The organism is Mesorhizobium sp. L103C105A0, from assembly GCF_000502215.1.
Lineage (GTDB): Bacteria > Pseudomonadota > Alphaproteobacteria > Rhizobiales > Rhizobiaceae > Mesorhizobium.
Genome location: NZ_AYXF01000010.1, coordinates 181,913 through 203,139 on the forward strand (window position 1 = coordinate 181,913; position 21,227 = coordinate 203,139).

19 protein-coding genes are annotated in these 21,227 nt (G+C 64.1%); 7 read left to right on the forward strand and 12 right to left on the reverse strand.

Annotated elements, in window-relative coordinates; translation table 11 throughout:
* The first annotated feature begins 48 nt into the window (after nucleotides 1-48).
* The 5 genes from X727_RS141660 to X727_RS1000000169645 all read left to right on the forward strand — a co-directional run bounded on the left by X727_RS141660 (nucleotide 49) and on the right by X727_RS1000000169645 (nucleotide 5,829).
* Nucleotides 49-963, forward strand: a complete 915-nt coding sequence (locus tag X727_RS141660; protein ID WP_032889732.1) for a dihydrodipicolinate synthase family protein — start codon at nucleotides 49-51, stop codon at nucleotides 961-963.
* 268 nt (nucleotides 964-1,231) lie between these two features.
* The gene (locus X727_RS141655; protein ID WP_031204598.1) at nucleotides 1,232-3,064 is read left to right on the forward strand and encodes an ABC transporter ATP-binding protein; all 1,833 of its coding nucleotides are present in this window, start codon (nucleotides 1,232-1,234) and stop codon (nucleotides 3,062-3,064) included.
* Nucleotides 3,064-4,950, forward strand: coding sequence for an ABC transporter ATP-binding protein (locus tag X727_RS141650; protein ID WP_023834895.1), 1,887 nt, complete (start codon nucleotides 3,064-3,066; stop codon nucleotides 4,948-4,950). The genes X727_RS141655 and X727_RS141650 overlap by 1 nt, the downstream gene beginning before the upstream one ends.
* A 367-nt stretch (nucleotides 4,951-5,317) precedes the next feature.
* Nucleotides 5,318-5,482, forward strand: coding sequence for a DUF3309 family protein (locus X727_RS1000000166945; RefSeq protein WP_023667887.1), 165 nt, complete (start codon nucleotides 5,318-5,320; stop codon nucleotides 5,480-5,482).
* A gap of 212 nt (nucleotides 5,483-5,694) precedes the next feature.
* Nucleotides 5,695-5,829, forward strand: a complete 135-nt coding sequence (locus X727_RS1000000169645; RefSeq protein WP_023682661.1) for a hypothetical protein — start codon at nucleotides 5,695-5,697, stop codon at nucleotides 5,827-5,829.
* Here the strand turns inward: X727_RS1000000169645 and X727_RS141645 are convergent.
* Both X727_RS141645 and X727_RS141640 read right to left on the reverse strand, forming a co-directional pair.
* Nucleotides 5,820-7,001: an MFS transporter gene (locus X727_RS141645; RefSeq protein ID WP_023834896.1), complete on the reverse strand. Its 1,182-nt coding sequence runs from the start codon at nucleotides 6,999-7,001 to the stop codon at nucleotides 5,820-5,822. The two genes, X727_RS1000000169645 and X727_RS141645, sit on opposite strands and share 10 nt — an antisense overlap.
* Nucleotides 7,002-7,103: 102 nt before the next feature.
* The gene (locus X727_RS141640) at nucleotides 7,104-7,331 is read right to left on the reverse strand and encodes a hypothetical protein (protein WP_023692229.1); all 228 of its coding nucleotides are present in this window, start codon (nucleotides 7,329-7,331) and stop codon (nucleotides 7,104-7,106) included.
* A gap of 252 nt (nucleotides 7,332-7,583) precedes the next feature.
* Between X727_RS141640 and X727_RS141635 the strand changes: the two genes are divergently transcribed.
* Nucleotides 7,584-9,101, forward strand: a complete 1,518-nt coding sequence (locus X727_RS141635; protein ID WP_023834897.1) for a winged helix-turn-helix domain-containing protein — start codon at nucleotides 7,584-7,586, stop codon at nucleotides 9,099-9,101.
* A 529-nt stretch (nucleotides 9,102-9,630) separates the two neighbouring features.
* On the forward strand, nucleotides 9,631-11,127 hold the full coding sequence (locus X727_RS141630) for an aldehyde dehydrogenase family protein (protein WP_023834898.1): 1,497 nt from the start codon (nucleotides 9,631-9,633) through the stop codon (nucleotides 11,125-11,127).
* A 25-nt stretch (nucleotides 11,128-11,152) separates the two neighbouring features.
* Here the strand turns inward: X727_RS141630 and doeB are convergent, their stop codons facing one another.
* The 10 genes from doeB to X727_RS141580 form a co-directional block, all read right to left on the reverse strand.
* Nucleotides 11,153-12,157 (reverse strand): N(2)-acetyl-L-2,4-diaminobutanoate deacetylase DoeB, encoded by a 1,005-nt coding sequence (gene doeB, locus X727_RS141625; protein WP_023745624.1) that lies wholly within the window; start codon nucleotides 12,155-12,157, stop codon nucleotides 11,153-11,155.
* Nucleotides 12,158-12,162: 5 nt separating this feature from the next.
* Nucleotides 12,163-13,341 (reverse strand): ectoine hydrolase DoeA, encoded by a 1,179-nt coding sequence (gene doeA / locus X727_RS141620; protein WP_023704766.1) that lies wholly within the window; start codon nucleotides 13,339-13,341, stop codon nucleotides 12,163-12,165.
* A 38-nt stretch (nucleotides 13,342-13,379) separates the two neighbouring features.
* On the reverse strand, nucleotides 13,380-14,447 hold the full coding sequence (locus X727_RS141615) for an ornithine cyclodeaminase family protein (protein ID WP_023834899.1): 1,068 nt from the start codon (nucleotides 14,445-14,447) through the stop codon (nucleotides 13,380-13,382).
* 232 nt (nucleotides 14,448-14,679) lie between these two features.
* Nucleotides 14,680-15,666 (reverse strand): hydroxyectoine utilization dehydratase EutB, encoded by a 987-nt coding sequence (gene eutB / locus X727_RS141610; protein ID WP_031204599.1) that lies wholly within the window; start codon nucleotides 15,664-15,666, stop codon nucleotides 14,680-14,682.
* Between the two features lie 5 nt (nucleotides 15,667-15,671).
* Complete coding sequence (eutA, locus tag X727_RS141605; RefSeq protein ID WP_023834901.1) at nucleotides 15,672-16,451, reverse strand: ectoine utilization protein EutA; 780 nt, start codon at nucleotides 16,449-16,451, stop codon at nucleotides 15,672-15,674.
* A 7-nt stretch (nucleotides 16,452-16,458) separates the two neighbouring features.
* Complete coding sequence (ehuD, locus tag X727_RS141600) at nucleotides 16,459-17,118, reverse strand: ectoine/hydroxyectoine ABC transporter permease subunit EhuD (protein ID WP_023686970.1); 660 nt, start codon at nucleotides 17,116-17,118, stop codon at nucleotides 16,459-16,461.
* On the reverse strand, nucleotides 17,118-17,777 hold the full coding sequence (gene ehuC / locus X727_RS141595) for an ectoine/hydroxyectoine ABC transporter permease subunit EhuC (RefSeq protein ID WP_023686969.1): 660 nt from the start codon (nucleotides 17,775-17,777) through the stop codon (nucleotides 17,118-17,120). The genes ehuD and ehuC overlap by 1 nt, the downstream gene beginning before the upstream one ends.
* 206 nt (nucleotides 17,778-17,983) lie before the next feature.
* The gene (ehuB, locus tag X727_RS141590; protein ID WP_023686968.1) at nucleotides 17,984-18,835 is read right to left on the reverse strand and encodes an ectoine/hydroxyectoine ABC transporter substrate-binding protein EhuB; all 852 of its coding nucleotides are present in this window, start codon (nucleotides 18,833-18,835) and stop codon (nucleotides 17,984-17,986) included.
* 63 nt (nucleotides 18,836-18,898) lie between these two features.
* Nucleotides 18,899-19,684, reverse strand: coding sequence for an ectoine/hydroxyectoine ABC transporter ATP-binding protein EhuA (gene ehuA, locus X727_RS141585; protein WP_023682675.1), 786 nt, complete (start codon nucleotides 19,682-19,684; stop codon nucleotides 18,899-18,901).
* A gap of 124 nt (nucleotides 19,685-19,808) precedes the next feature.
* Nucleotides 19,809-21,194 carry a PLP-dependent aminotransferase family protein gene (locus X727_RS141580; RefSeq protein ID WP_023732236.1) on the reverse strand — a complete coding sequence of 462 codons (1,386 nt, stop codon included), beginning with the start codon at nucleotides 21,192-21,194 and terminating at the stop codon, nucleotides 19,809-19,811.
* Between the last annotated feature and the right edge of the window lie 33 nt (nucleotides 21,195-21,227).

The window sequence follows — 21,227 nt, forward strand, 5'->3', positions numbered from 1 at the left end:
CGTATGCTCTATGCCAAGCTGATTTCCAGCACCGATGGAAGGACCGACATGCCCCGCCCGCAAGGAACCATCGCCCCGATCCTGACGCCGTTCGAGAACGATGGCCGCATTGCCCGTGACCTGTGGATCTCACATGCCAAATGGGTGCTGGGCCAGGGCGCCCATTTGCTGTCGCCGTTCGGCACCACGGGCGAGGCACTGTCGCTCTCGCTCGACGAGCGCATGCAGGCGCTGGAATGGCTGGTTGCATCAGGCATTTCGCCGGGGCGCATGATGCCCGGCACCGGCGTCACCGCACTGCCCGAAACCGTCGAACTGTCGAAGCACGCGGTCGGCCTCGGCTGCGCCGCCGTGATGGTGCTGCCATCGTTCTTCTACACGGCCGCCGGGGACGATGGCCAGGCGCGCTACTACAGCGAGCTGATCGAAAGGGTGGCCAACCCGGCGCTGAAGATGATCCTCTACCACATCCCGCAGAACTCCGGCGTGCCGGTAAGCCCTGCCCTGACCGCCCGGTTGAGCGCGGCGTTTCCAGAGACGGTCGTCGCCTACAAGGATAGCGCCGGCGACTGGAACAACACGGCGGCGGTGATTGCCGCCGCACCAGACGTCGCGGTGTTCCCCAGCTCGGAGGCGCAACTGACCAAGGGGCTCGCCAGTGGTGCTGCGGGCTGTATCTCCGCGACCGTCAATCTCAACGCTGCGGCCATCCGCGCCCTCTACGACGCGACGATCGCTGGCCAAGACGTCACGGAAGCGGACGCCGCGATCAGGGCGTTCCGCAAGGTGATCCAGGATGCCGGCCTGATCCCGGCGATGAAGGCAGTGCTGGCGGTGCGCTCCGGCGACAAACGCTGGCTCAACCTGCGCGCGCCGCATGAGAATGCGACGCTGGAAAGCGGCAAGGCGCTGCTCACTGCGCTCGGTCCCGCAGCCGATCACATTGGCCGAGGTCACCCATGATGGCGGTTGGCGCAACCCACATGCTCGCATCTTTTCAATCGGCCTAAAGTGACGAGCCTGCCGCCTCTAACGCCGACACGGGCTTAAGCGGTCGCGGACGATCAGCCCCTTTCAGGCACAGTGCGATACCGCCATTGGCCCTTGAACGGTCAAAATCGAGGCGTACCATCGCGGTATCTGAAACTGAGTCTGTTTTCATTCGTCTGGGCTAATGTCCGGATCGGATTGGGTATTTTCCTTGGCAATGGATGCAACCCGCGGCGCAGCGATGCGCGGCAAATCGTTTGCCCATGTGGCGGAGGCGTCCTGGGGCAAGGGCCTCAGCACGCTGCTGCGCATCCTGCGCATGACGTTGCGCCATCCCTGGCAGGTTGCGATCACCATCTTCTCGACCTTCATCGCCGCGACGCTGCAGCTGTTCATCCCGCGCCTGCTGGGCCACGCCATCGACCAGGCGCAAGGCGTGATGGCTGGAGGCGGCGGCGCGGCGGCTGAGCAGGCGCTGTGGACGACGGCGATCACCTTGCTCGTCGTCAGCATTCTGCGCGGCCTCTTCACCATGGCGCAGAATTATTATGGCGAGGCCGTTGGCCACCGCACCGGCTATGAGCTGCGCCTGGCCTTCTACGAGAAGATCCAGCGGCTGAGCTTCTCCTTCCATGACCGGGTGCATACCGGCGACCTGATCACGCTTGGCCTGCTCGACCTCGACGGCGTGCGCATGTTCTTTTCCACCGGCATATTGCGCGTGGTGCTGCTCGGCGTGCTGATCGGCGTCGGCTCCTATCTCCTGATCAGCACCGATCTCGAGCTCGGGCTGCTCAGTCTGAGTTTCGTGCCGTTCGTCGCCTGGCGCTCCTCGGTCACACAGCTCAGGCTGCGCAGCACCTGGCTGACGCTGCAGGAGCGGCTGTCAGTGCTGAGCCGGGTGATGGACGAGAACCTCGGCGGAATCCGCGTCGTGCGCGCCTTTGCGGCGCAGCGGCATGAGCTGGAAAAATTCGACCGCGCCAAGAAGTCGGCGCTGGAGCTTGCCGACCAGCGCGTCGACATCCGCGTCTCTAACACCAGCGCCATGAATTTTTCCTTCCTGGCGGCCATGGGCCTGGTGCTGTGCTTCGGTGGCCAGAAGGTGATCGCGGGCCAGATCAGCGTCGGCACGCTGGCGCAGTTCCTCACCTTCATGACCATCCTGCAGATGCCGGTGCGCCAGCTCGGGCTGATGGTCAACTCGTTCGCCCGCGCCTCGACCTGCGGCACAAGGCTGTTCGAACTGCTTGACGCCGAACTTGACATCGAGGATGCGCCTGATGCCAAGGATCTCGTGGTCACCGAAGGCTTGCTGCGCTTCGACAATGTCGGCTTCCGCTACGCGGGCGCCGGCGGCCGGCCGGCGCTGTCGGGCATTTCCTTCGAGGCCAGGTCCGGCGAGACCGTCGGCATTGTCGGCCCGCCGGGCAGCGGCAAGTCGACCATCGCGCATCTGATCCCGCGCTTCTACGATGTGAGGTCAGGCGCGATCACCATCGACGGGCAGGATATACGCGAGGTCACGCTGCAATCGCTGCGCAAGGCGGTCGGCGTCGTGCAGCAGGACGCCTTCCTGTTCACCACCTCGATCGAAAACAACATCGCCTATGGCAATCCGTGGGCGCGCGAGACCCGCATCGGGCAGGCGGCTGAATACGCCCAGCTGCACAATTACATCATCGGGCTTCCGGCCGGCTACACCACGGTCGTGGGCGAGCGCGGGTCATCGCTTTCCGGCGGCCAGCGGCAGCGCCTGACCATCGCCCGCACCCTGATGCTGCGGCCTTCGGTGCTGGTCTTCGACGATTCCACCGCGGCTGTCGACGCCGGCACCGAGCAGCGAATCCGCACCGCGATGAAGCGCTTCGCCAAGGACCGCGTGACGCTGATCATCTCGCACCGGCTGAGTTCGCTGATGCATGCCGACCAGATCCTGTTCATCGAGAATGGCCGCATCGCCGAGCGCGGCACGCACCAGGAATTGCTGGCGCTGGGTGGTCGCTACCGAGCGCTTTACGACCTGCAGCTGCGGCCGGACGACGATTTGCCGGTGGCGGTGGGAGCCGCATAATGTCGACACCGGGTCACGACGAAAAAGAAGACACCAGCCGGCGGCCCACCAGGGCCGTCGTCGGTTCGCACCGCGACGAGGAAGAGGTCTTCGGCAAGGTCTACGATCCGCGCATCGTGCGCCGCATCTGGAGCTTCGTGAGACCGTATCAGTGCCGGATCTTCATCTCGGTGGCCGCCGTTTTGGTGTTCACTCTGACGCAATTGGCGATCCCGCTGGTCATCCGTTACGCCATCGACCACGGCATGGCGGCGGGCAAGGCCGACAGCTCCGTCATGAACTGGGCGATCGGTGCCTTCGCCCTGATCATCCTGATCAACTATGCCGCCAGCTATGTCCAGGAAAGCGTCGTCGGCAAGGTGGCCGAGAATGTGCTGTCGGATTTGCGCCGCGCCATGTTCAGCCATCTGCAGCGCGTCTCGCTGAGCTTCATGGACAAGACCGAGGTGGGCCGGCTGATGTCGCGCCTGCAGGGCGACGTCAATTCGATGCAGGAATTCCTCGAGACGTCGGTCATGTCGGTGGGCGACATCGTGCTTCTTTTCGGCATTGTCAGCGTGCTTTTGTGGCTCGATTTTCGTCTCGGCCTGTTGACGCTGTCGACCATGCCGGCGCTGTTCATCGTGCGCCTGTTCTGGCTGCCGCGCGCCAAGGTCGCCTTCATGGCCGCGCACGAGACCAACTCGATTGCCAATGGGGCGCTGGCGGAAGGCATCCATGGCGTGCGCACGGTGCAGAGTCTCGAACGCCAGCACGTCAATTTCGACCTCTATGACGAGAAGGTGCTGGCCAATCTCAGGGCTCACCTGACCTCGGCCAAATATGCGCAGGTGATGGTGCCGATCGTTGACACGCTGACCGGCATTGCGATGGCAACCGTGATCGTCGTTGGCGGTTCGATGGTGCTGTCGCACAGCCTCGACATCGGCGTCATGGTGGCGTTCCTGTTCTACATCCAGCGCTTCTTCGACCCAATCCGCTCGCTCACCATGCAGTACAGTGTCATGCAGCGCGCAATGGCGTCGGGCCAACGCATCTCCGAAGTGCTGGACGTGCCGGTCGACGTCAGCGACCGACAAGGCGCGGTGGCGCTGACGCGCGACATGGACGGTTCGGTCGAGTTCAGGAACGTCACTTTCGGCTACCGGCAGAACCAGCCGGTGCTGAAAAACATCTCCTTCCGCGTCAATCCGGGCGAGACGGTTGCGCTTGTCGGTCCGACCGGTTCGGGCAAGTCGAGCTGCATGGCGCTGGTGCACCGCTTCTATGATGTCTGGTCGGGCGAGGTGCGGGTCGGCGGCCACGATGTCCGTGACGTCACGCAGGATTCGCTCGGCGACCAGGTGGCGATGGTGCTGCAGGAGCCGTTCCTGTTTTCAGGCACGGTGCTGGAAAATATCCGCTACCACAAGACCGAGGCCACCCGCGAAGAAGTGGTGCGCGCCGCGCAGGCCGTCGGCGCGCACGACTTCATCGAGCATTTGCCCGATGGCTACGACACCGAGCTCGAGCAGCGCGGCGGCAATCTCTCGCTCGGCCAGCGCCAGCTGATCAGCTTTGCCCGCGCGCTGGTGGCGGACGCCAAGATCCTGGTGCTCGACGAGGCCACGGCGAGCATCGATTCCTACACCGAGATGCTGATCCAGAAGGCGCTGGTCACGCTGCTGGAGGGGCGCACCGGCCTGGTCATCGCCCATCGGCTGGCGACCATACGCGGCGCCGACCGCATCATCGTTTTACAGAACGGCGAGATCGTCGAAAGCGGCAACCACGAGCAGCTGATGGCGGCCAAGGGCCTCTATGCCAGGCTCTACAACATGAACTACGCATCGTTCGACGATATTGCCGAGGAAGACATAGGCGCGCTGGCCGGCAAGGCGACGTGAGCTGCTGCCGGTTCGGCTCGACTGGAAATGGTGCGGGGCCAAAACTCGTCGTCGACCAATTCGGCTTCAGATGTCGACACGTTTAAGCTCGCCTTCCAGCGTAAGCTCGGCGTCACGCCTGCCGGCGCGTTCGGGTGGACGAGCCGCCGGCCGCCTTAAGGGCGATCCCGCGCAAATTCTGAATTCTACGCGCCGCCCAGCGCGCGTGATGGCACGCCGAGCTTGCGCCTGAACCTCAGCAAACGCCGTGATGATGGCTTTCGTTCCTTAGCCGTCGGATGAAAATCGCCGGGGAACAGGAAGGCTTGCTGGGAGTTTAGTTCTTCGAGCCGCGCCGTGAACGGCGCGGCAGCGAAGGAGACGGCATATGGGCCTGGGTACCATTCTTATTATCATCCTGATCATCGCGTTGCTCGGCGGCTTCAGCGGCCTCGGCGGCGGCCCGTTCTACGGCACTGGTTACTATGGCGGCGGTGGCCTCGGGCTGGTGCTGATCATCGTGATCATTCTGGTTGTTCTCGGGCGAATATAGCGTCGCCATTGGCGGCCGCCGAGTTTCTACGGCGGCCGCGTTTTCGCCTGACATCGAGGTTTGAAGACATGGCAGCTGAAGACATTGCTGGTCCGGACTGGGCCGGCGTCGGCGCGAGCGAGAGCGAACGCGACGAGCTGGGATATCCTAATGGTGGCACTATCCGAAGGCGGCGGGCGTAAGCTGCAGACCCCGACACCCGCCTGGCGGCCGTGGCGTTCATCGAGGCGGATCGGACGCTTCGAGAAACCCAGGACGGCGACGAGGCGGGTCCGGCCTTTCTCGCTATTGTCGACAAGGGCAGCATCGGCCTGAAGGCCGCAATGGCAGGCACGCCTTACGCCTGAACGCGGTCAACCCGCCGTAACTCCGCCAGCAGAAACACCACCAGCACGCAGCACAGCAGGCCAAGCGACAATGGCAGTCCCTGATGTCCGGTCAGTTGCATCGCCAGCCCGGCCACGGGTGAGCCGACGATGCCGCCTACCCCCCATACGAACGCGAAGGCGGCATTGCCGGCGATCAAGGCTTGACCGGTGAAACGCTCGCCGAGCTGGATCAGCGACAGCGTGTAGATCCCGAACGAGACCCCGCCCCAGACGAAGAAGAGCGGCCAGACAAGCCATGTAGCGAAGAGCAACGGCAACAGCAAACAACCGGCCAGGCAAGCCAGGACACAGAACAGCATCATCGGCTTCGAGCCAAACCGTTCGGCGGCGCGCCCAAGCACGACCTGCAGCACGGCATTGCCGGCGATGAAACAGGTGATGAGCGAAGCGATGCGCTGCTCAGTGCTGCCGAGCGCGGCACCATAGACCGCGAACAGCGAAAGCAGGACTTGCTCGAAGGCGGCAGCCGTGAAGACTGCGAACAAGAGCAGCGGCGCCAGCGCGAAGAAGCCGCCGACCGACACCGCTTCGCCCTCACGCGGCATGTCGGGCAGGCGTGGCGCGACGGCAAGCACGATCAGGCCGCAGACAAGGAAGGCCGCGCTGCCGATGATGAAGGGTGGCCATCCTTGCGTGCCGACCAAGCCTAGCGACAGCGGGCCGAGGCCAAAGCCGGCGGAAACGATGGAGGAGTATAGGCCCATGATGCGGCCTCGGCGTGCGGCGGGTGTGATCGAGACCAGCCAGGTTTCACTGATCACGTAAAGCGGATTGGCAAAGAAGCCGAGCAGGAAGCGCAACGGCATCCAGGCCCATACATCCTGCGTCCAGGCAATCGCGATCAGGACGGTTGCTGCCAGGATCGAACACACAACCGCAAAGCGCGCCGCGCCCACCCGCCGGACCAGCGCCGGCGTGAAGAGCGACGATATAATGAAACCCAGAGGCGTCATCGCGGCCGAGAGGCCGATAAGGCCCGGTGTCGTCCCTTGCCGTTCCAGGATGAAGCTGAGCAGCGGATACGTCAGCCCCTGTGCTATGGCGAACACCGTAACTGTCGCGATGATGCCGGCCATCGCGGCCCATGCGATGAGGTTCTCCGGCGGTGACGTCGCGTCTTCGGCGCTCATGCCGACTTCGAAGCAGGATCGGCACGTTCCGGCAAGTGCAAATGCCGGCAAAACGCCGCGGTACGCCCAAACAGGCGGGCGGGTCTTATCCGCGACATCAGCTCACACTTGCCAGAAGCGTTTGACGATTTCGGCCTCGACCTGGCGTCTGGTCAGACCGATATCGTCGATCAGGTGCGGATTGGCCTCCGCCATCTGCTTGAGGTCCCAGCGAAAGCGTATCCGCTCGCGCCAGGCCGCGATCATGCCCCGCGGGCCCGTCGGACGCCGGCCCGATGACACCGCCTTTTCCGGCAAGGCTGCACGAGCAGAAGCAAGGGTATCGTTCATGGCAACCTCCATTCGGTTTGAGGGGCGACAGCCCTCGGCTTGAAAGAGGTTGAATTCTGCCGCATGCGGACGGCGCCGTAATTAAGCGCGGCCAAATAGTTCTCAAAAGTTCCAAAGCAGTTAGAGCACCTCGCCGATTCATCGAAACGACGAGGTGCTCAACTCTTTGTTTTGACGCCATACGTCCGTGAAGCGCTCTGCGCTTTCCCGTGGGAAAACCGCCTTCACACCTTTCCTGGAATTGCTCTATAGATGCGCGTTATGCAGGGATCGCGCTTTGCCTTTGGTCCGTTCGTGCTTGATCCGGGTGCGGGAACGCTCCTTCGGGACCAAGTTCCCGTCGCCGCCGGCCACCGCGGACTGCAGCTGCTGGCGGCGCTCGTCGCCCGGCCCGGCGAGATCGTGGCCAAGGCCGAGTTGATGGATGCGGCCTGGCCAGGCACCGCCGTTGAGGAAGGCAACCTCACCGTCCAGATTGCGCAATTGCGCAAGCTGCTGGGTCCGGCCACGAACGGCGGAGAATGGATATCGACCGTTCCGCGCGTCGGCTATCGCTTCGCCGGCGCCATCGAACAGCTCGGCGACGAGAAGCGACAGGCTTTGCCGCTGCCCGCCAAACCGTCGATAGCCGTGCTGCCCTTTGCCAATTTCAGCAACGACCCCGAGCAGGAAGCCTTCGCCGACGGGTTGACCGAAGACCTGATCACCGACCTGTCGAGGATCGGCGGCCTGTTCGTCATCGCGCGCAACTCGACCTTTGCCTACAAGGGCAAGGCGGTGGATGTGCGCGAGGTCGCCAGGGAACTTGGCGTGCGCTATCTCTTGGAGGGCAGCGCCAGACGCGCCGCCGGGCGCGTGCGCATCAACGCCCAGCTGGTCGACGCGCTGAGCGGCGAGCATTTGTGGGCAGACCGCTTCGATCGCGGCCTGGAAGATATTTTTGCCGTTCAGGACGAGGTGACGGCCAAGATCGTCGAGGCGCTGCTTGGCCGGCTGCGCGCGCCGCTGCCGCGCAACCGGCCTCGAAATCTCGAGGCCTACGATCTGTGCGTGCGAGCCCGCAACCTGATCGACGTCTCGCCGGAGACGGCGCGCGAAGCGCATCTGTTGCTGACGCGCGCGCTTGCGCTCGATCCGGACTATGCCGAAGCCTATCGCTGGCTTGCCATGAACCACTGGATGGGATGGGTGCATTGGGGAGAGCCCATTGAGCCTGCCCGCAGCCTTGCCCTGGAACTGGCGCGCAAGGCTGTGGCGATCGATCCCAACGATGCCGGCTGCCACTGGGTGCTTGCTAACCTGCTTGCCTATGAGCGCAGATTCGACGAAGCGGATGTGGGATTTGCCAAGGCGTTCGAACTCGACCCGAACGAGGCCGATGCCTGGGCGACATTGTCCGACATCGCGGTCCTGGCCGGGCGCGTCGAGGACGGCCTCGACTATATCGGCAAGGCGTTCCGGCTGAACCCGTTTCCGGCAAGCTGGTACTACCTGACGCTCGGCCAGGCGCAATATGCGGCGCGCGACTATGAAGCCGCCGTCGAGACGACGCGCCGGGACGAGACGTATCGGACAAGCTCGCGCCGTTTCCTTGCGGCAAGCCTTGCGCAACTCGGCCGGATCGATGAGGCGCGCGCCGAGGTCGACCTGTTCCTTGTCGCTAACCCACATTTCACCACCCGCCACTGGGTCGAGACTGAGCCGTTCCGCGACACTGCCACGCTCGACCATTTCGTCGATGGCTTCCGAAAGGCCGGACTTCCGGAGTGACGGACCGGCGTGCTCGATCGATGCAGGCACCGTCGGTTGCGGCTCAATCTGCCAATGTTTGCAAGTCGCGAGGCCGCTGACCGATCTTGCTTCCGCGAGCAGTCATCCAACAGCGATTGCAGCGAAGCGGCGCGCGAAACCTCTGTCACGGTGAAGCCGGCTGGAACGGCCACGATTCGATCCGGCCACGGGTGAGCGCTGGGTGGCGGCTGGCGACTACCTGTTGCGCTCTCGTCTGCAATGCCGGCATCGCGGTCGCCGTGGGCAATGATCGGCTTGCCTCCTTGAGCTTTCAGCGACGCGCTCCGACAACTCGCGATGATTTTTCTAGATGCCGGTGATTTTCTAGATGCCGTTTGTCGAAGCATGATCTTTTCCGAAAACCGTTTCCCACTTTTCTGGATCACGCTCTAGCGGCTGGCGTGATCGGGAAGTCCGCGCAATCTGATTGTCCGAGCGCCCTTTAGCTTTCCTTGTTTGAGGTCGGCGGCGGGAGTAATAGTCGCCACGGAATTGCGAGGAGGAAGAGATGACGCTGAACTTCGACCCGAAGGCGAAGGCCACGGCGTTGTACCATGGCGAATTCCGACCGATGTTCATTGGCGGCAAGTGGGTCGCGGCGCAGTCCGGCCACGGCATGCAGGCACTCAATCCGGCAACAGGCGAGGTGCTGGCGACAGTGCCGCGCGGCGGGGCTGCCGATATCGACTCGGCGGTGGCCGCCGCGCGCGCGGCCTTCGAAGGCCCATGGTCCAAATTCTCGCCCTACGAGCGGCAGTGCGTGCTGCTCAGGATCGCCGATCTCTTCGAGACGCATTGGGAAGAGCTCAGCGTTTCCGACACGCTGGATATGGGGCTGCCGATCACGCGCACGCTCGCTAACCGGCGCCGCGTCATCGGCATGCTGCGCTTCTATGCCGGCATGGCGACGGCGCTGCATGGCGAGACGATCGACAATTCGATTCCCGGCGAGATCGTCACCTTCACCCAGCGCGAGCCGGTGGGCGTCGTTGGTGCGATCATTCCCTGGAACGCGCCGACCGCCGCCTCGATCTGGAAGATCGCGCCGGCGCTGGCGACGGGCTGCACCATCGTGCTGAAACCGTCCGAGGATGCGTCGCTGACGCCGCTGCTGATCGCGCAACTGATGCAGGAAGCCGGCGTGCCCGACGGCGTCGTCAACGTCGTCACCGGCACCGGGGCCGAAGCCGGTGCGCGGCTCGCCGAACATCCAGACGTCAACAAGATCGTTTTCACCGGATCAACGCTGACCGGCCAGGCCATCGCGCGGGCAACCGTGGCCAACCTCAAACGCGTTTCACTGGAGCTCGGCGGCAAGTCGCCGATCATCGTCTGCCGCGACGCCGACATCGACAAGGCTGTTCCGATCGCGGCGATGGCGGTGTTCGTGCATTCGGGCCAGATCTGCATTGCCGGCTCGCGGCTGTTCGTGGCGCGCGAAATCCATGACGAGTTCGTCCGCCGGCTCGCCGATTTCGCGGGCAGACTGCGGATCGGCCATGGCATCGAGGCAGAGACGGAAATCGGACCGCTCATCAATGCCAGGCAGGCAGGCAAGGTGGAGGGCTATATCAGGGCCGGCAGCGACGAAGGCGCCGAACTGGTCGCCGGTGGCTCGCGGCTGACCGGCGAGCTCTACGATGGCGGCAACTTCATTGCGCCGACGGTCTTCGGCGCCGTGTCGGACCAGATGACCATCGCGCGCGAGGAGATTTTCGGCCCGGTCATTTCGGCGATGCCCTTCGACACGCTCGACGAAGCGGTGGCGCGTGCCAATGCGACGCCCTATGGCCTGGCCGCCGGCATCTTCACCACGCATCTGGGCACCGCGCACAAGCTTGCGCGCCGGGTCAAGGCCGGCTCGGTCTGGGTCAACATGTACCATGCCATCGACCCGGCGGTGCCGTTCGGCGGCATGAAGATGTCGGGTTATGGCCGCGAGGGCGGCATCGAGCATCTGCACGAGTATCTGGAGACCAAGTCGGTCTGGATCCAGACCGACTGATATTCGCGCGGCGTACTCTGCGAAATCACGATGAAACCACAAGGGCCAGGACGGCGGCGCAGTCACCGGCTTTGACCAGGCCGGGGAAATGCCGCGCCGCCAGAATGCCGGACATTTTTGCCTTGATCTCCTGCGGAGCGATGCCGGTGCGGCCGGTGGAATGGATGCGCGCCAGCACCGAGCCTTCTTTCACAGGCTCGCCGAGATCGACCATGGTCTCGATCATGCCGTCGTCCTCGGCGAAGGAGAAACAATCGCCTGACGGCATGTCGAGCCACTGAGTTCTGCCCTTCTCGACCGCACCATCAACAATACCGGCATGGCGCAGCACATTGCTGATGCCGCGCCGCGCGATCCGCACGGTCTGGGCACGCGAGGTGCCGCCGCCGCCAAGCTCGGTGCTGACGAAGACCTTGCCCATTTCCTCGGCCGCCGTGTCATACATGCCGACGGAGTCAATCTCGATCATGCGCATCGAGAACGGGGCCGAGAACGCGGCGACCGCGTCGAAGGCTTTCTGCTCCAGCGCCTTGTCGGGCACCGTATGGGCGGCACAGAAGGGCACGAAATCCAGCGTCCTGCCGCCGGAGTGGAAATCGAAGACGAGGTCGGCGCGCGGCAGCAGTTCGCGTTGAAAGTAGTCGGCGATCTTCTCGGTCACCGTGCCGTCGGGACGGCCGGGAAAGCTGCGGTTCATATTGCCCTTGTCGATCGGCGACGTCCGCGTGCCGGCGCGGAAGGCCGGATAGTTCATCGCCGGCACGATGATCACCGTGCCGCTGACCTGTTTGGGATCGAGCGTGCGGGCGAGATCGAAGAGCGCCAGCGGCCCCTCATACTCGTCGCCATGATTGCCGCCGGTGAGCAGCGCGGCCTGTCCCTTGCCGTTGCGGATGACGCAGATCGGGATCATCACCGAACCCCAGGCCGAGTCGTCGCGGCTGTAGGGCAGGCGCAGGAAACCATGTTGCACGCCGTCCTTGTCGAAATCGACGGTCGGCGCGATCGGAGATGGGCGGAGGCTAGGCATCGGGCTCAATTCTTCACCACCAGTTTGCGCGGTACATTGGCGAGGCACTCTACACCGGTTTCGGTGATCAGGATGGATTCGGTGATTTCCAGTCCCATCGTCTCCAGCCACAGGCCGGTCATGAAATGGAAGGTCATGCCGGGCTTGAGTTCGGTGCGGTCGCCGGGGCGCAGGCTCATGGTGCGCTCGCCCCAATCCGGCGGATAGGACAGGCCGATCGAGTAGCCTGTGCGGTTGTCCTTGACGATGCCGTATTTCTTCAACACGGCGAAAAAGGCGTTGGCGATGTCCTCACAGGCATTGCCGGGCTTTGCCGCCGCAAGCCCCGCCTCCATGCCTTCCAGCGTCGCCTTCTCGGCATCTAGGAATTCCTGCGTCGGCTTGCCGAGAAAGACGGTGCGCGACAGCGGGCAATGGTAGCGGCTGTAGCAGCCGGCGATCTCGAAGAAGGTGCCCTCGCCCGACTTCATCGGCTGGTCGTCCCAGGTGAGATGTGGCGCCGAGGCGTCGGCGCCCGACGGCAGCAGCGGCACGATCGCCGGATAGTCGCCGCCGATGCCGTCGACGCCGCGCGTGCCGGCATCGTAGATCTCGGCGACCAGATCGCATTTGCGCATGCCGACCTGGATCTTGTCGACGATGCGCTGGTGCATGGCTTCGACGATGCGGGCCGCCTTGCGCATATAGTCGATTTCAGTCGGGCTCTTCACCGCGCGCTGCCAGTTGACCAGCGCTGTCGCGTCGACGAAGCGGGCGTTGGGCAGGTGCTTCTGCAACGCGGCGAAGGCGGCAGCCGAGAACCAGTAATTGTCCATCTCGACGCCGATGGTCAGCTTGCCCCAGCCGCGATCACTAAGCACGCTGGCCAAAAAATCCATCGGGTGGCGCTCGGTCGACTGCACGTAGTGGTCGGCATAGCCGACGATGTTGTCATGCGCGAGATAGGCGGTGCGCTTGGCGCCATTGGCATCCTGGCCGCGGCCGTACCAGACCGGCTCGCCCGATGGGGGCACAATCACTGCTTGGTGCACATAGAACGACCAGCCATCGTAGCCGGTCAGCCAGGCCATGTTGGAGGGGTCGCTGACAACCAGGAGATCGACGCCCTTCACCTCCATGGCTTTCCGCGTCTTGGCGAGGCGATCCGCAAATTCGGCGCGCGAGAATTTCAGGTTCGGTTGCATTGTTCTTGGTCCTCGTTTGTTGGGCCTTGCGGCCAGCATCAGCTTTCAAAAATGGTTCCGGCATTGGCCGCCCGCGCCCGGTCGCGAGCGAGCGTGGCGATCGCCGTATCCTGCACGCCGGTGCCGGTGAGGTCGGCAATGGTGATATCGCTGGGTGAGCGCCTTCCGTGCCGTTCGCCGGCGATGATCTGGCCGAGTTCGGTGACCGCGGCATCGGCTCCCATCACGCCCGATGCGATGGCGTGATGCAGTTCTCCCAGACGCCGTGTCTGCTTGGCGCTGTCGGCGACATAGAGATCGGCCATGCGCAGGATCGCCGGCGCGATCTCGTTCTTGTGTTCGGCATCCGAGCCCATGGCGGTGATGNAGAGATCGGCCATGCGCAGGATCGCCGGCGCGATCTCGTTCTTGTGTTCGGCATCCGAGCCCATGGCGGTGATGTGCTGCCCGGCAACGACAAAGCCGGCCTTGATCAGCGGCTCGGTCGACGGCGTGGTGGTGACGATGATGTCGGCGCCGATGGTTGCTTTGGCTGCATCCGGCTCGGCGCGCACGAGAATGCCGAGCTTTTCGCGCAGCGCGCCTGCGGCCGTCTGCGCCTTGACCGCATCGCGCGCCCAGATACGTGCCTCGGCGATCGGCCGCACCAACATGAGTGCTTCGAGTTGCAGCCCGGCTTGCACGCCGGCGCCGAAGATTGCGGCGACGGACGAATCCGGCCGCGACAGATGCTTCGCCGCGACGGCGCCGGCAGCAGCGGTGCGGACATCTGTGAGATAGCCATTGTCCAGCAGCAGCGCCTCGACCACACCGGTTCTTGCCGAGAGCAACACCATCATGCCGCCCCCGCTGGGCAGACCGAGCTTCGGATTATCGAAGAAGCCGGAGCTTATCTTGACGGCGAAACCGTCTATTCCAGGCACATAGGCGGACTTCACATCCACCTCGCCGCGCTGCTCGTGAATGTCCAACCGCAGAATCGGCGGCATCGCCACCGGCAATGTGGCGAGCGCGCGGAAAGCGTTTTCGACGCAGGCGACCGCGTCGAGATCGAGCGTCACGATTGTGCGCAGTTCCTTCTCGGTGAGGATCGTCATCCGGCTCATGCGACGCGCTCCGCGAAGGCGCGCACTGCGAAGGATAGTGTTCCGTCACCCCCCCCTCTGGCCTGCCGGCCATCTCCCCCGCAAGGGGGGAGATTGGACTGCACTCCTGCCTTCGCCAATCTCCAGCGCAGCAAGAACAGCGACCGCATCGAAGCTGCCGATCTCCCCCCTTGCGGGGGAGATGTCCGGCAGGACAGAGGGGGGTGGGCGGGAATTCGGCGTGGGAGAGTTTTCATGCCGCGCGCTCCGCGAGTGCGTCACCGCAGACGATCTTGCGATGCGTGTTCATGTCGATATTGCGGCCCGAGAGAAGAACGACCACCGGCCCGGTCGCCCTGACCTTGCCGACGAGTAGCGCAGCGATGCCTACCGCTCCGGCGCCTTCGACGATCTCGCGCTCCTGTTCATAGGCATGGCGGATGCCGGCGGCGATCTCGTCCTCGCTGAGCAGGATGACGTCGTCGAGCAGATCGCGGCACATGGCGAAGGTCAGCCGGTTGCCGAGACCGATGCCGCCGCCGAGCGAATCCGCCAGCGTCGGCAGTTCTTCCACCTCGACCGGGCGACCGGCATCCAGGCTCGCCTTCATCGCAGCACCACGCGCCATCGAAACGCCGATGATTTTTGTCCCGGGGCTGACGGCCTTGACGGCGGCGGCGATGCCCGAGGCGAGTCCACCACCGGAGAGTTGCACCAGGACGAGAGCGGCATCCGGGACCTGCTCGATCACCTCCAGTCCGAGCGTGCCTTGCCCGGCGATGATGGCCGGGTGGTCGAAGGGCGGCAACATCACCAGCCCCTCTTGCGCCACCAGCCGCTCGACCTCCTGCTGCGCCTCGTCCTGACTGTTGCCGATGATGCGGACATCCGCGCCAAGCCGACGGATTTCGTCGAGCTTGTTGCCCGGCACCAGTCGCGACATGCAGATCACCGCACGCATGCCTTCCAGCTTCGCGGCATGGGCCAGCGCACGGCCATGATTTCCGGTCGACGCCGCGACCACGCCGCGCGCCTTCTCCTCGGCGCTCAGCGAAGCAACGGCATTCGAGGCGCCGCGCAGCTTGAAGCTGCCGGTGGTCTGGCGGTGTTCAAGCTTGAGGTGGACAGGGACCCCCAGTCGTTCGGAAAGGCTGTGAGATAACCCTGTCGGCGTGCGTTCGATTTTGCCGGCAATTCGCTCCCGGGCGACACGAATATCGTTAAGGGTGACTGTCGTCATGATCGTCAATCGCGCGGCAAAGGCAGCGTCATCAGACGGCCAAATTCGGGATGCGACGTCCCGTCGCCACACAACCGCAAACAGTTCCAGGCGCTCGCCTGGTTGCTGGTGACGACCGGGCGGTCGATCGCCTGTTCCATGCCGGGAACCGCGAGCGCTCCGCGCAATGCGGTGCAGGACACGAACAGTGCATCGGCCTGCGCATGCGTCGCCTCACGAGCCAGGTCGACGATCGCTGCCGGCGCAATGCGCGCCATCTCGCGATCGTCCTCGAAGCCGAGGCAGGTGAAGCTGACGATCTCGAAGCCGCGCTCGGCGAAATACGTCGCCATCGGCCTGGAGGTTTCGACCGTGTAAGGGGTGAGGATGCTGATCTTTTTCGCGCCTAGCGCCTTCAACCCGCGCACGCCTGCCATGGGCGGCGTGACCATAGGAACACCCGGCTTGGCAGACTGGATCGCCGCCTCGATCTCGGCGTCGCCAATCACCACCGAGGCCGAGGTGCAGGAGTAGCAGATCGCGTCGAGCGGCTCATCGGGCAGGATGAGGGCAGCACCCGCTGCCAGCTCGGGCTGCATCTTGCGGAGATTCTCGGGTGTGGTCGGATTCTTGTAGGGAATGCGCGCGACATAGACGCCGACCCGCTCGCTCGCCACCATGCGGCGGAAATCCGGTTCGCTGGTGTGGTCGGTGGCAAGGATGATCAGGCCGACGCGCTTTTCCAGCGGGCGCGCATCGAGCGCCGGCCTTGTCGGCATCAGCCTGATCTCGGGCAGCGGTTTCATCTCAGAATTACCTTTCGATCTTGCCGTAGCGATGTTCCAGCCAGCGCAGCAGCACGACCGAGAAGAGGCTGATGACGAGGAAGAAAGCGCCGACCAGCGTGATCGGCTCAATGTAGCGATAGTAGGTGTTGGCGACGCTCTTTGCCTGGTTCATCAGCTCCAGCACGGTGATTGCCGATAGCAGCGGTGTCTCCTTGAACATGGCGATGAAATAATTGGCCAGCGCCGGGATCATCGGTGGGATCGCTTGCGGAATGATGATGTTGGTCCAGGTCTGCGTGGCGCTCAGATTGCAGGCCTTGGCCGCCTCCCACTGGCCGCGCGGCACGTTGTCGATGCCGGCGCGATAGACTTCCGCCGTGTAGGTGCCGTAGTGCAGGCCGAGCCCGATGACGCCGGCGACCAGCGGCGGCAACAGGATGCCGAAATCCGGCAGGACATAGAAGATGAAATAAAGTTGCACCAGAAGTGGCGTGCCGCGGATGAATTCGGCCGCCCAGCCGACGGTGCGCGACAGGACCTTGTTGGGCGAGCGTCGCGCCAGCGCGATGCCCAGACCCACGATAGCGGCCAGCACGGAGCCGAGCAGCGTTGCCAGGATGGTGATCTTCACGCCCTGGATCAGCGTCGGCAGGATCTCCCAGACGAAGTTCCAGTCCCAATCCATCAGACGCGCACTCCGTCGAGGCCGCGCGCCATGCGGCGTTCCAATGAACGCACGCCCCAGGAGATGATCAGCGCCAGGGCGAAATAGATGATCAGGATGGTGGTGAACGGCGCCAGCGTGTTGCCGGTCTGCGAGCGCACGACCTGCGCCTGAAAGGTGAGATCGGCGAGCGAGATCAGCGACACCACGGAGGTCGCCTTGAGCAGCTCGATGGCGTTGTTGCCGAAGGTCGGCAGCATGACCAGCAGCGCCTGCGGCAGGATGACATGGCGCATACCTTGCCAGCGGGCGAGGTTGAGCGCGATGCAGGCTTCATATTGTTCGCGGCCGACCGACTGGATGGCGCCGCGTACCACCTCGGCCGCATAGGCGCCGACATTGAGGCCCAGCGCCAGCACACCCGCCTGCAGCGGGGTCAGTTCGAGGCCGATCAACGGCAACACGAAATAGGCAAAGAACAGCTGCACGAAGATCGAGGTGCCGCGGAAGAATTCTATATAGGCGGTGGCCAGCCAGCGCAGCGCAAAGAAGCGCGACACGCGGCCCATGCCGGCGAGGAAGGCCATGATCAGGGCGAGCACCGACCCCATCAGCGTCAGCTCGATGGTGACAAGCGCTCCCTGCAATATGAGGCCGAGGTAGCCGGACCACTGGGTCATTCGGGTTCCAACGTTGGCGGTTAGCTTCCTTCTCCCCGTTCACGGAGAGAAGATGCCAGTCCACCCTCCGAAGCTGCAGCGCAGCTGCTGCGGAGGACGGGCAGGCAGATGAGGGGCAGCGCTAAATTCTCAGAACTTGGCGCCGCCCCTCATCCGGCCCTTCGGGCCACCTTCTCCCCGTGAACAGGGAGAAGGCAAAAACGGCGCTATTTCGCCGCGCAGAGCTTGTCCCGCGTGGTCGACATCGCGGCTGCGGCCGAGAAGCCGTAGGGCTCGATGATCTTGGCGAACTCGCCGGATTTCTTCAGCTTGGCGAGCTCGACATCGAAGGCATCGCGCAGGGCCTCATCGCCTTTCTTGAAGGCGGCGCCGTCGCAATAGACCGGCGCGCCGACCACCGGGGCGATGACTTCGAGGTTCGGATCGTTGGCTTTCTTGACGAGGTCGTTGATCGACAGGACGGGAAGCGAATAGGCATCGATGCGACCGTCCTGCAGCATCTTCAGGCCGCTCTGGCCGTCCGGCACGACGATGACGCGCTCGCGCGGCACGCCGGCGTTGAGCGCCAGCTTCTCCTCGGTGCCGCCGCCCGGCGCGCCGATGGTGGCCGACGTGTCCTTGGCGACGTCCTCGTAGCTCTTGAAGCCCTTCGGATTGCCCTTCTTCACCAGCATCGCCTCGGCGTCGCACAGCACCGGCTCGGAATAGACGACCGCCGCGCAACGCTCCGGCTTCATGAACAGGCCGGCGGTGACGACGTCGAAGCGGCCGGCCTGCAGGCCGGGAATCATCGCGCCATACTCCGAAATGGAAGCGACGATGTCGGCAACACCGAGGCGCTTGAAGACCTCGCGCGCCACGTCGGGCGCCGCACCCGAAACCTTGCCGTCGGCAGCGACCGCAGTATAGGGCGGCTCGTTGGCGATGGCGACGCGGGCAAAGCCCTGTGCCTTCAATTGCTCGAGCTTGCCGTCATCGGCCGAACCGGTGCTCGACGCGGCGAGCACCGCCGTCAGTGCGAGACCGGCGACGCCGGCCAGAATGCCAAGTTTCTTCATTGTTCCCAACTCCTTGTTGTCTTCTTGGTTTTGTCTGGGGCGGTCTTCCGCCCCGCAAAGCGGTCAGACACGATGTCCGGCCGCGATGATCTTCTTCAGGAAGCCTTGCGTGCGCTCCTGCTTTGGATGGCGGAAAATCTCGTCTGGTTTGCCCTCTTCGACGATCTTGCCGCGGTCGAAGAACAGCACGCGGTCGGCGAAGTCGTGGGCAAAGCCCATCTCGTGGGTGACCAGCAGCATGGTCATGTCGGTCTCTGCGGCGAGCTTGCGCATGACATTCATCACCTCCTCGACCAGCTCCGGATCGAGGGCCGACGTCACCTCGTCGAACAGCATGATCTTCGGCGACAATGCCAGCGCACGGGCAATCGCCACGCGCTGCTTCTGGCCGCCGGACAGCTGCGCCGGCATCGACTTCGCCTTGTCGGCCATGCCGACCATGTCGAGCAGTTCCATGGCCCGCTTTTCAGCGGCGGCGCGAGGCGTGCCCTTGGTCAGCATCGGCGCCAGCGTGACGTTATCCATGACGCATTTGTGCGGAAACAGATTGAACAGCTGGAAGACCATGCCGATCTTCTGCCGCATCTTGGTCAGGTGCCGCTCGTCGGCGGGCAGCAGCTGGCCGTTGCGCTCCATGTGATAGAGCTGCTCGCCATCGATCTGGATATGGCCGCCGTCGATCTTCTCCAGCGTCATCAGGATTCGCAGGATCGTCGTCTTGCCCGAGCCGGACGGGCCGATCAGCGCCAGCTTCTCGCCGGGCATGACCTGCATCGACAGGCCGTCCAGTACCTTGAACGAGCCGAAGCTCTTCGAAATGGCGTCGACCTTGATGATGGGTGAGGACAAATGAATTTCCCCTGCTGGAGAAGCCTGTGCCCTTAACGATGCGGAACGCGCCAAATCATGTCAATTGGGAAAATAAAATCATGACAATATTTCCGGCACTGCATGATTCCAGAGCAATTCCCGCTTAGATTGCGAGCAGCAGATGCTCCGGATCGCCAAGCAGCAACTTGGTGACAACGCCGAGGCCGGCGCGCAGTTCCCCCTCGGTGGTCGAGCCGAGCGAGATGCGCACCGCCGGATGCCAGGGCGCATCCGAGATGCGGAAGGAGGTGCCGGGCGCGATCGCCACGCCTTGCAGGCGGGCCTGGGCGACGAAGCTTTCCTCGGCACGGTCCGCGGGCAGTTGCAACCAGACATGCAGCCCGTCGCGCCTGGCGCGATAACCAACCCCGCCCAGCACCTCGGCTGCGATGTCCTGGCGGCGGCGCAATGCCGCGCGCTGCCAGCGAACGAGTTCCATCGCCGTGCCGTCGGTCACCCATTTGGTGGCGATCTCGGCCACCAGCGGCGTCGCCATCCAGTTCGACACCAGATGCCGGTTGGCAACGGCGGCGACATAGCGGTCGGGCGCCGCGAGATAGCCGATGCGCAGGCCAGGTACGGTGATCTTGGTGAAGGAAGTGACGTAGAGCGTGCGCTCCGGCGCAAAGGCGGCGACCGGCGGCGGCCGGTCCTCGACCAGCGGACCCAGCACATCGTTCTCGATGATGGCGATGTCGTGCTTGCGCGCGACCGCGGCGATCTCTTCGCGCCGCCGAGCGTCCATCAGCGTCGCCGTCGGGTTGATCACCGACGGTTGCACGAATACCGCGCGAATGTCGGTGAGCCGGCAGACCTCGTCCAACGCCTCCGGGATCAGGCCATTGCCGTCGATCGGCAGGCCTTCCAGGTTGAAGCCGAGATAGCGCGCCAGCGGCACCAGCGTGTGGTGGCCGATAGCCTCGGTGGCGACGGTCGAGCCCGGCGGCGCCACGCTCATCAGCGCTACGGTCATCCCAGCAGTGGCGCCGTTGGTCAGGCTGATATTTTGCGCGGAGACGTCAAGCCCGCACAGTTTCAGCCATTCGACCGCCACCGCGCGGTGGCGCGGAAACACCATGTTGGGCCGAAACGACAGCGCCGAACTCGATGGCAGGTTTTCGGCCAGCCAGCCCAGCGCCTGCTTCAGCCGCTCCAGATGCATCGGCTCGCAGACCGGCTTCAGGATCGATAGGTCGATGACCTCGCCGAGGCGCTCCGGCAGATAGGGCGGCTCCGGTTCACGGCGCTGCGTCTGGACAAAGCTGCCGCGGCCGATCTCGCCCGAAATCAGGCCGCGCCGGATCAGTTCTTCGTAGGCGCGGCTGACCGTCTGCACCGACAGTTTTAAATCGTCTGCCAGCCTTCGATGCGTTGGCAGCCGCGCGCCATTGGCCAGCCGCCCGTCATGAATGGCGCGGGCGAACTGGTCGGCCAGCGATTGATAGGCTGGCCGGCGGAGGAGCGCAGGGTCGGGTTGCCATAATGTCATGACTTAATAGAGATCGAAATCAGTGCAATTGAC

What these genes read in the sequence shown, in the direction of transcription:
- X727_RS141660 (WP_032889732.1), top strand. Translation starts at nt 49, where the DNA reads ATGCCCCGCCCGCAAGGAACCATCGCCCCGATCCTGACGCCGTTCGAG.
- X727_RS141640 (WP_023692229.1), bottom strand. Translation starts at nt 7,331, where the DNA reads ATGAACGATACCCTTGCTTCTGCTCGTGCAGCCTTGCCGGAAAAGGCG.
- doeA (WP_023704766.1), bottom strand. Translation starts at nt 13,341, where the DNA reads ATGCAACCGAACCTGAAATTCTCGCGCGCCGAATTTGCGGATCGCCTC.
- eutB (WP_031204599.1), bottom strand. Translation starts at nt 15,666, where the DNA reads ATGACGACAGTCACCCTTAACGATATTCGTGTCGCCCGGGAGCGAATT.
- doeB (WP_023745624.1), bottom strand. Translation starts at nt 12,157, where the DNA reads ATGCCTAGCCTCCGCCCATCTCCGATCGCGCCGACCGTCGATTTCGAC.
- ehuD (WP_023686970.1), bottom strand. Translation starts at nt 17,118, where the DNA reads ATGGATTGGGACTGGAACTTCGTCTGGGAGATCCTGCCGACGCTGATC.
- ehuC (WP_023686969.1), bottom strand. Translation starts at nt 17,777, where the DNA reads ATGACCCAGTGGTCCGGCTACCTCGGCCTCATATTGCAGGGAGCGCTT.
- X727_RS141630 (WP_023834898.1), top strand. Translation starts at nt 9,631, where the DNA reads ATGACGCTGAACTTCGACCCGAAGGCGAAGGCCACGGCGTTGTACCAT.
- X727_RS141650 (WP_023834895.1), top strand. Translation starts at nt 3,064, where the DNA reads ATGTCGACACCGGGTCACGACGAAAAAGAAGACACCAGCCGGCGGCCC.
- ehuB (WP_023686968.1), bottom strand. Translation starts at nt 18,835, where the DNA reads ATGAAGAAACTTGGCATTCTGGCCGGCGTCGCCGGTCTCGCACTGACG.
- X727_RS1000000166945 (WP_023667887.1), top strand. Translation starts at nt 5,318, where the DNA reads ATGGGCCTGGGTACCATTCTTATTATCATCCTGATCATCGCGTTGCTC.
- X727_RS141655 (WP_031204598.1), top strand. Translation starts at nt 1,232, where the DNA reads ATGCGCGGCAAATCGTTTGCCCATGTGGCGGAGGCGTCCTGGGGCAAG.
- X727_RS141635 (WP_023834897.1), top strand. Translation starts at nt 7,584, where the DNA reads ATGCGCGTTATGCAGGGATCGCGCTTTGCCTTTGGTCCGTTCGTGCTT.
- eutA (WP_023834901.1), bottom strand. Translation starts at nt 16,451, where the DNA reads ATGAAACCGCTGCCCGAGATCAGGCTGATGCCGACAAGGCCGGCGCTC.
- X727_RS141645 (WP_023834896.1), bottom strand. Translation starts at nt 7,001, where the DNA reads ATGAGCGCCGAAGACGCGACGTCACCGCCGGAGAACCTCATCGCATGG.
- X727_RS141580 (WP_023732236.1), bottom strand. Translation starts at nt 21,194, where the DNA reads ATGACATTATGGCAACCCGACCCTGCGCTCCTCCGCCGGCCAGCCTAT.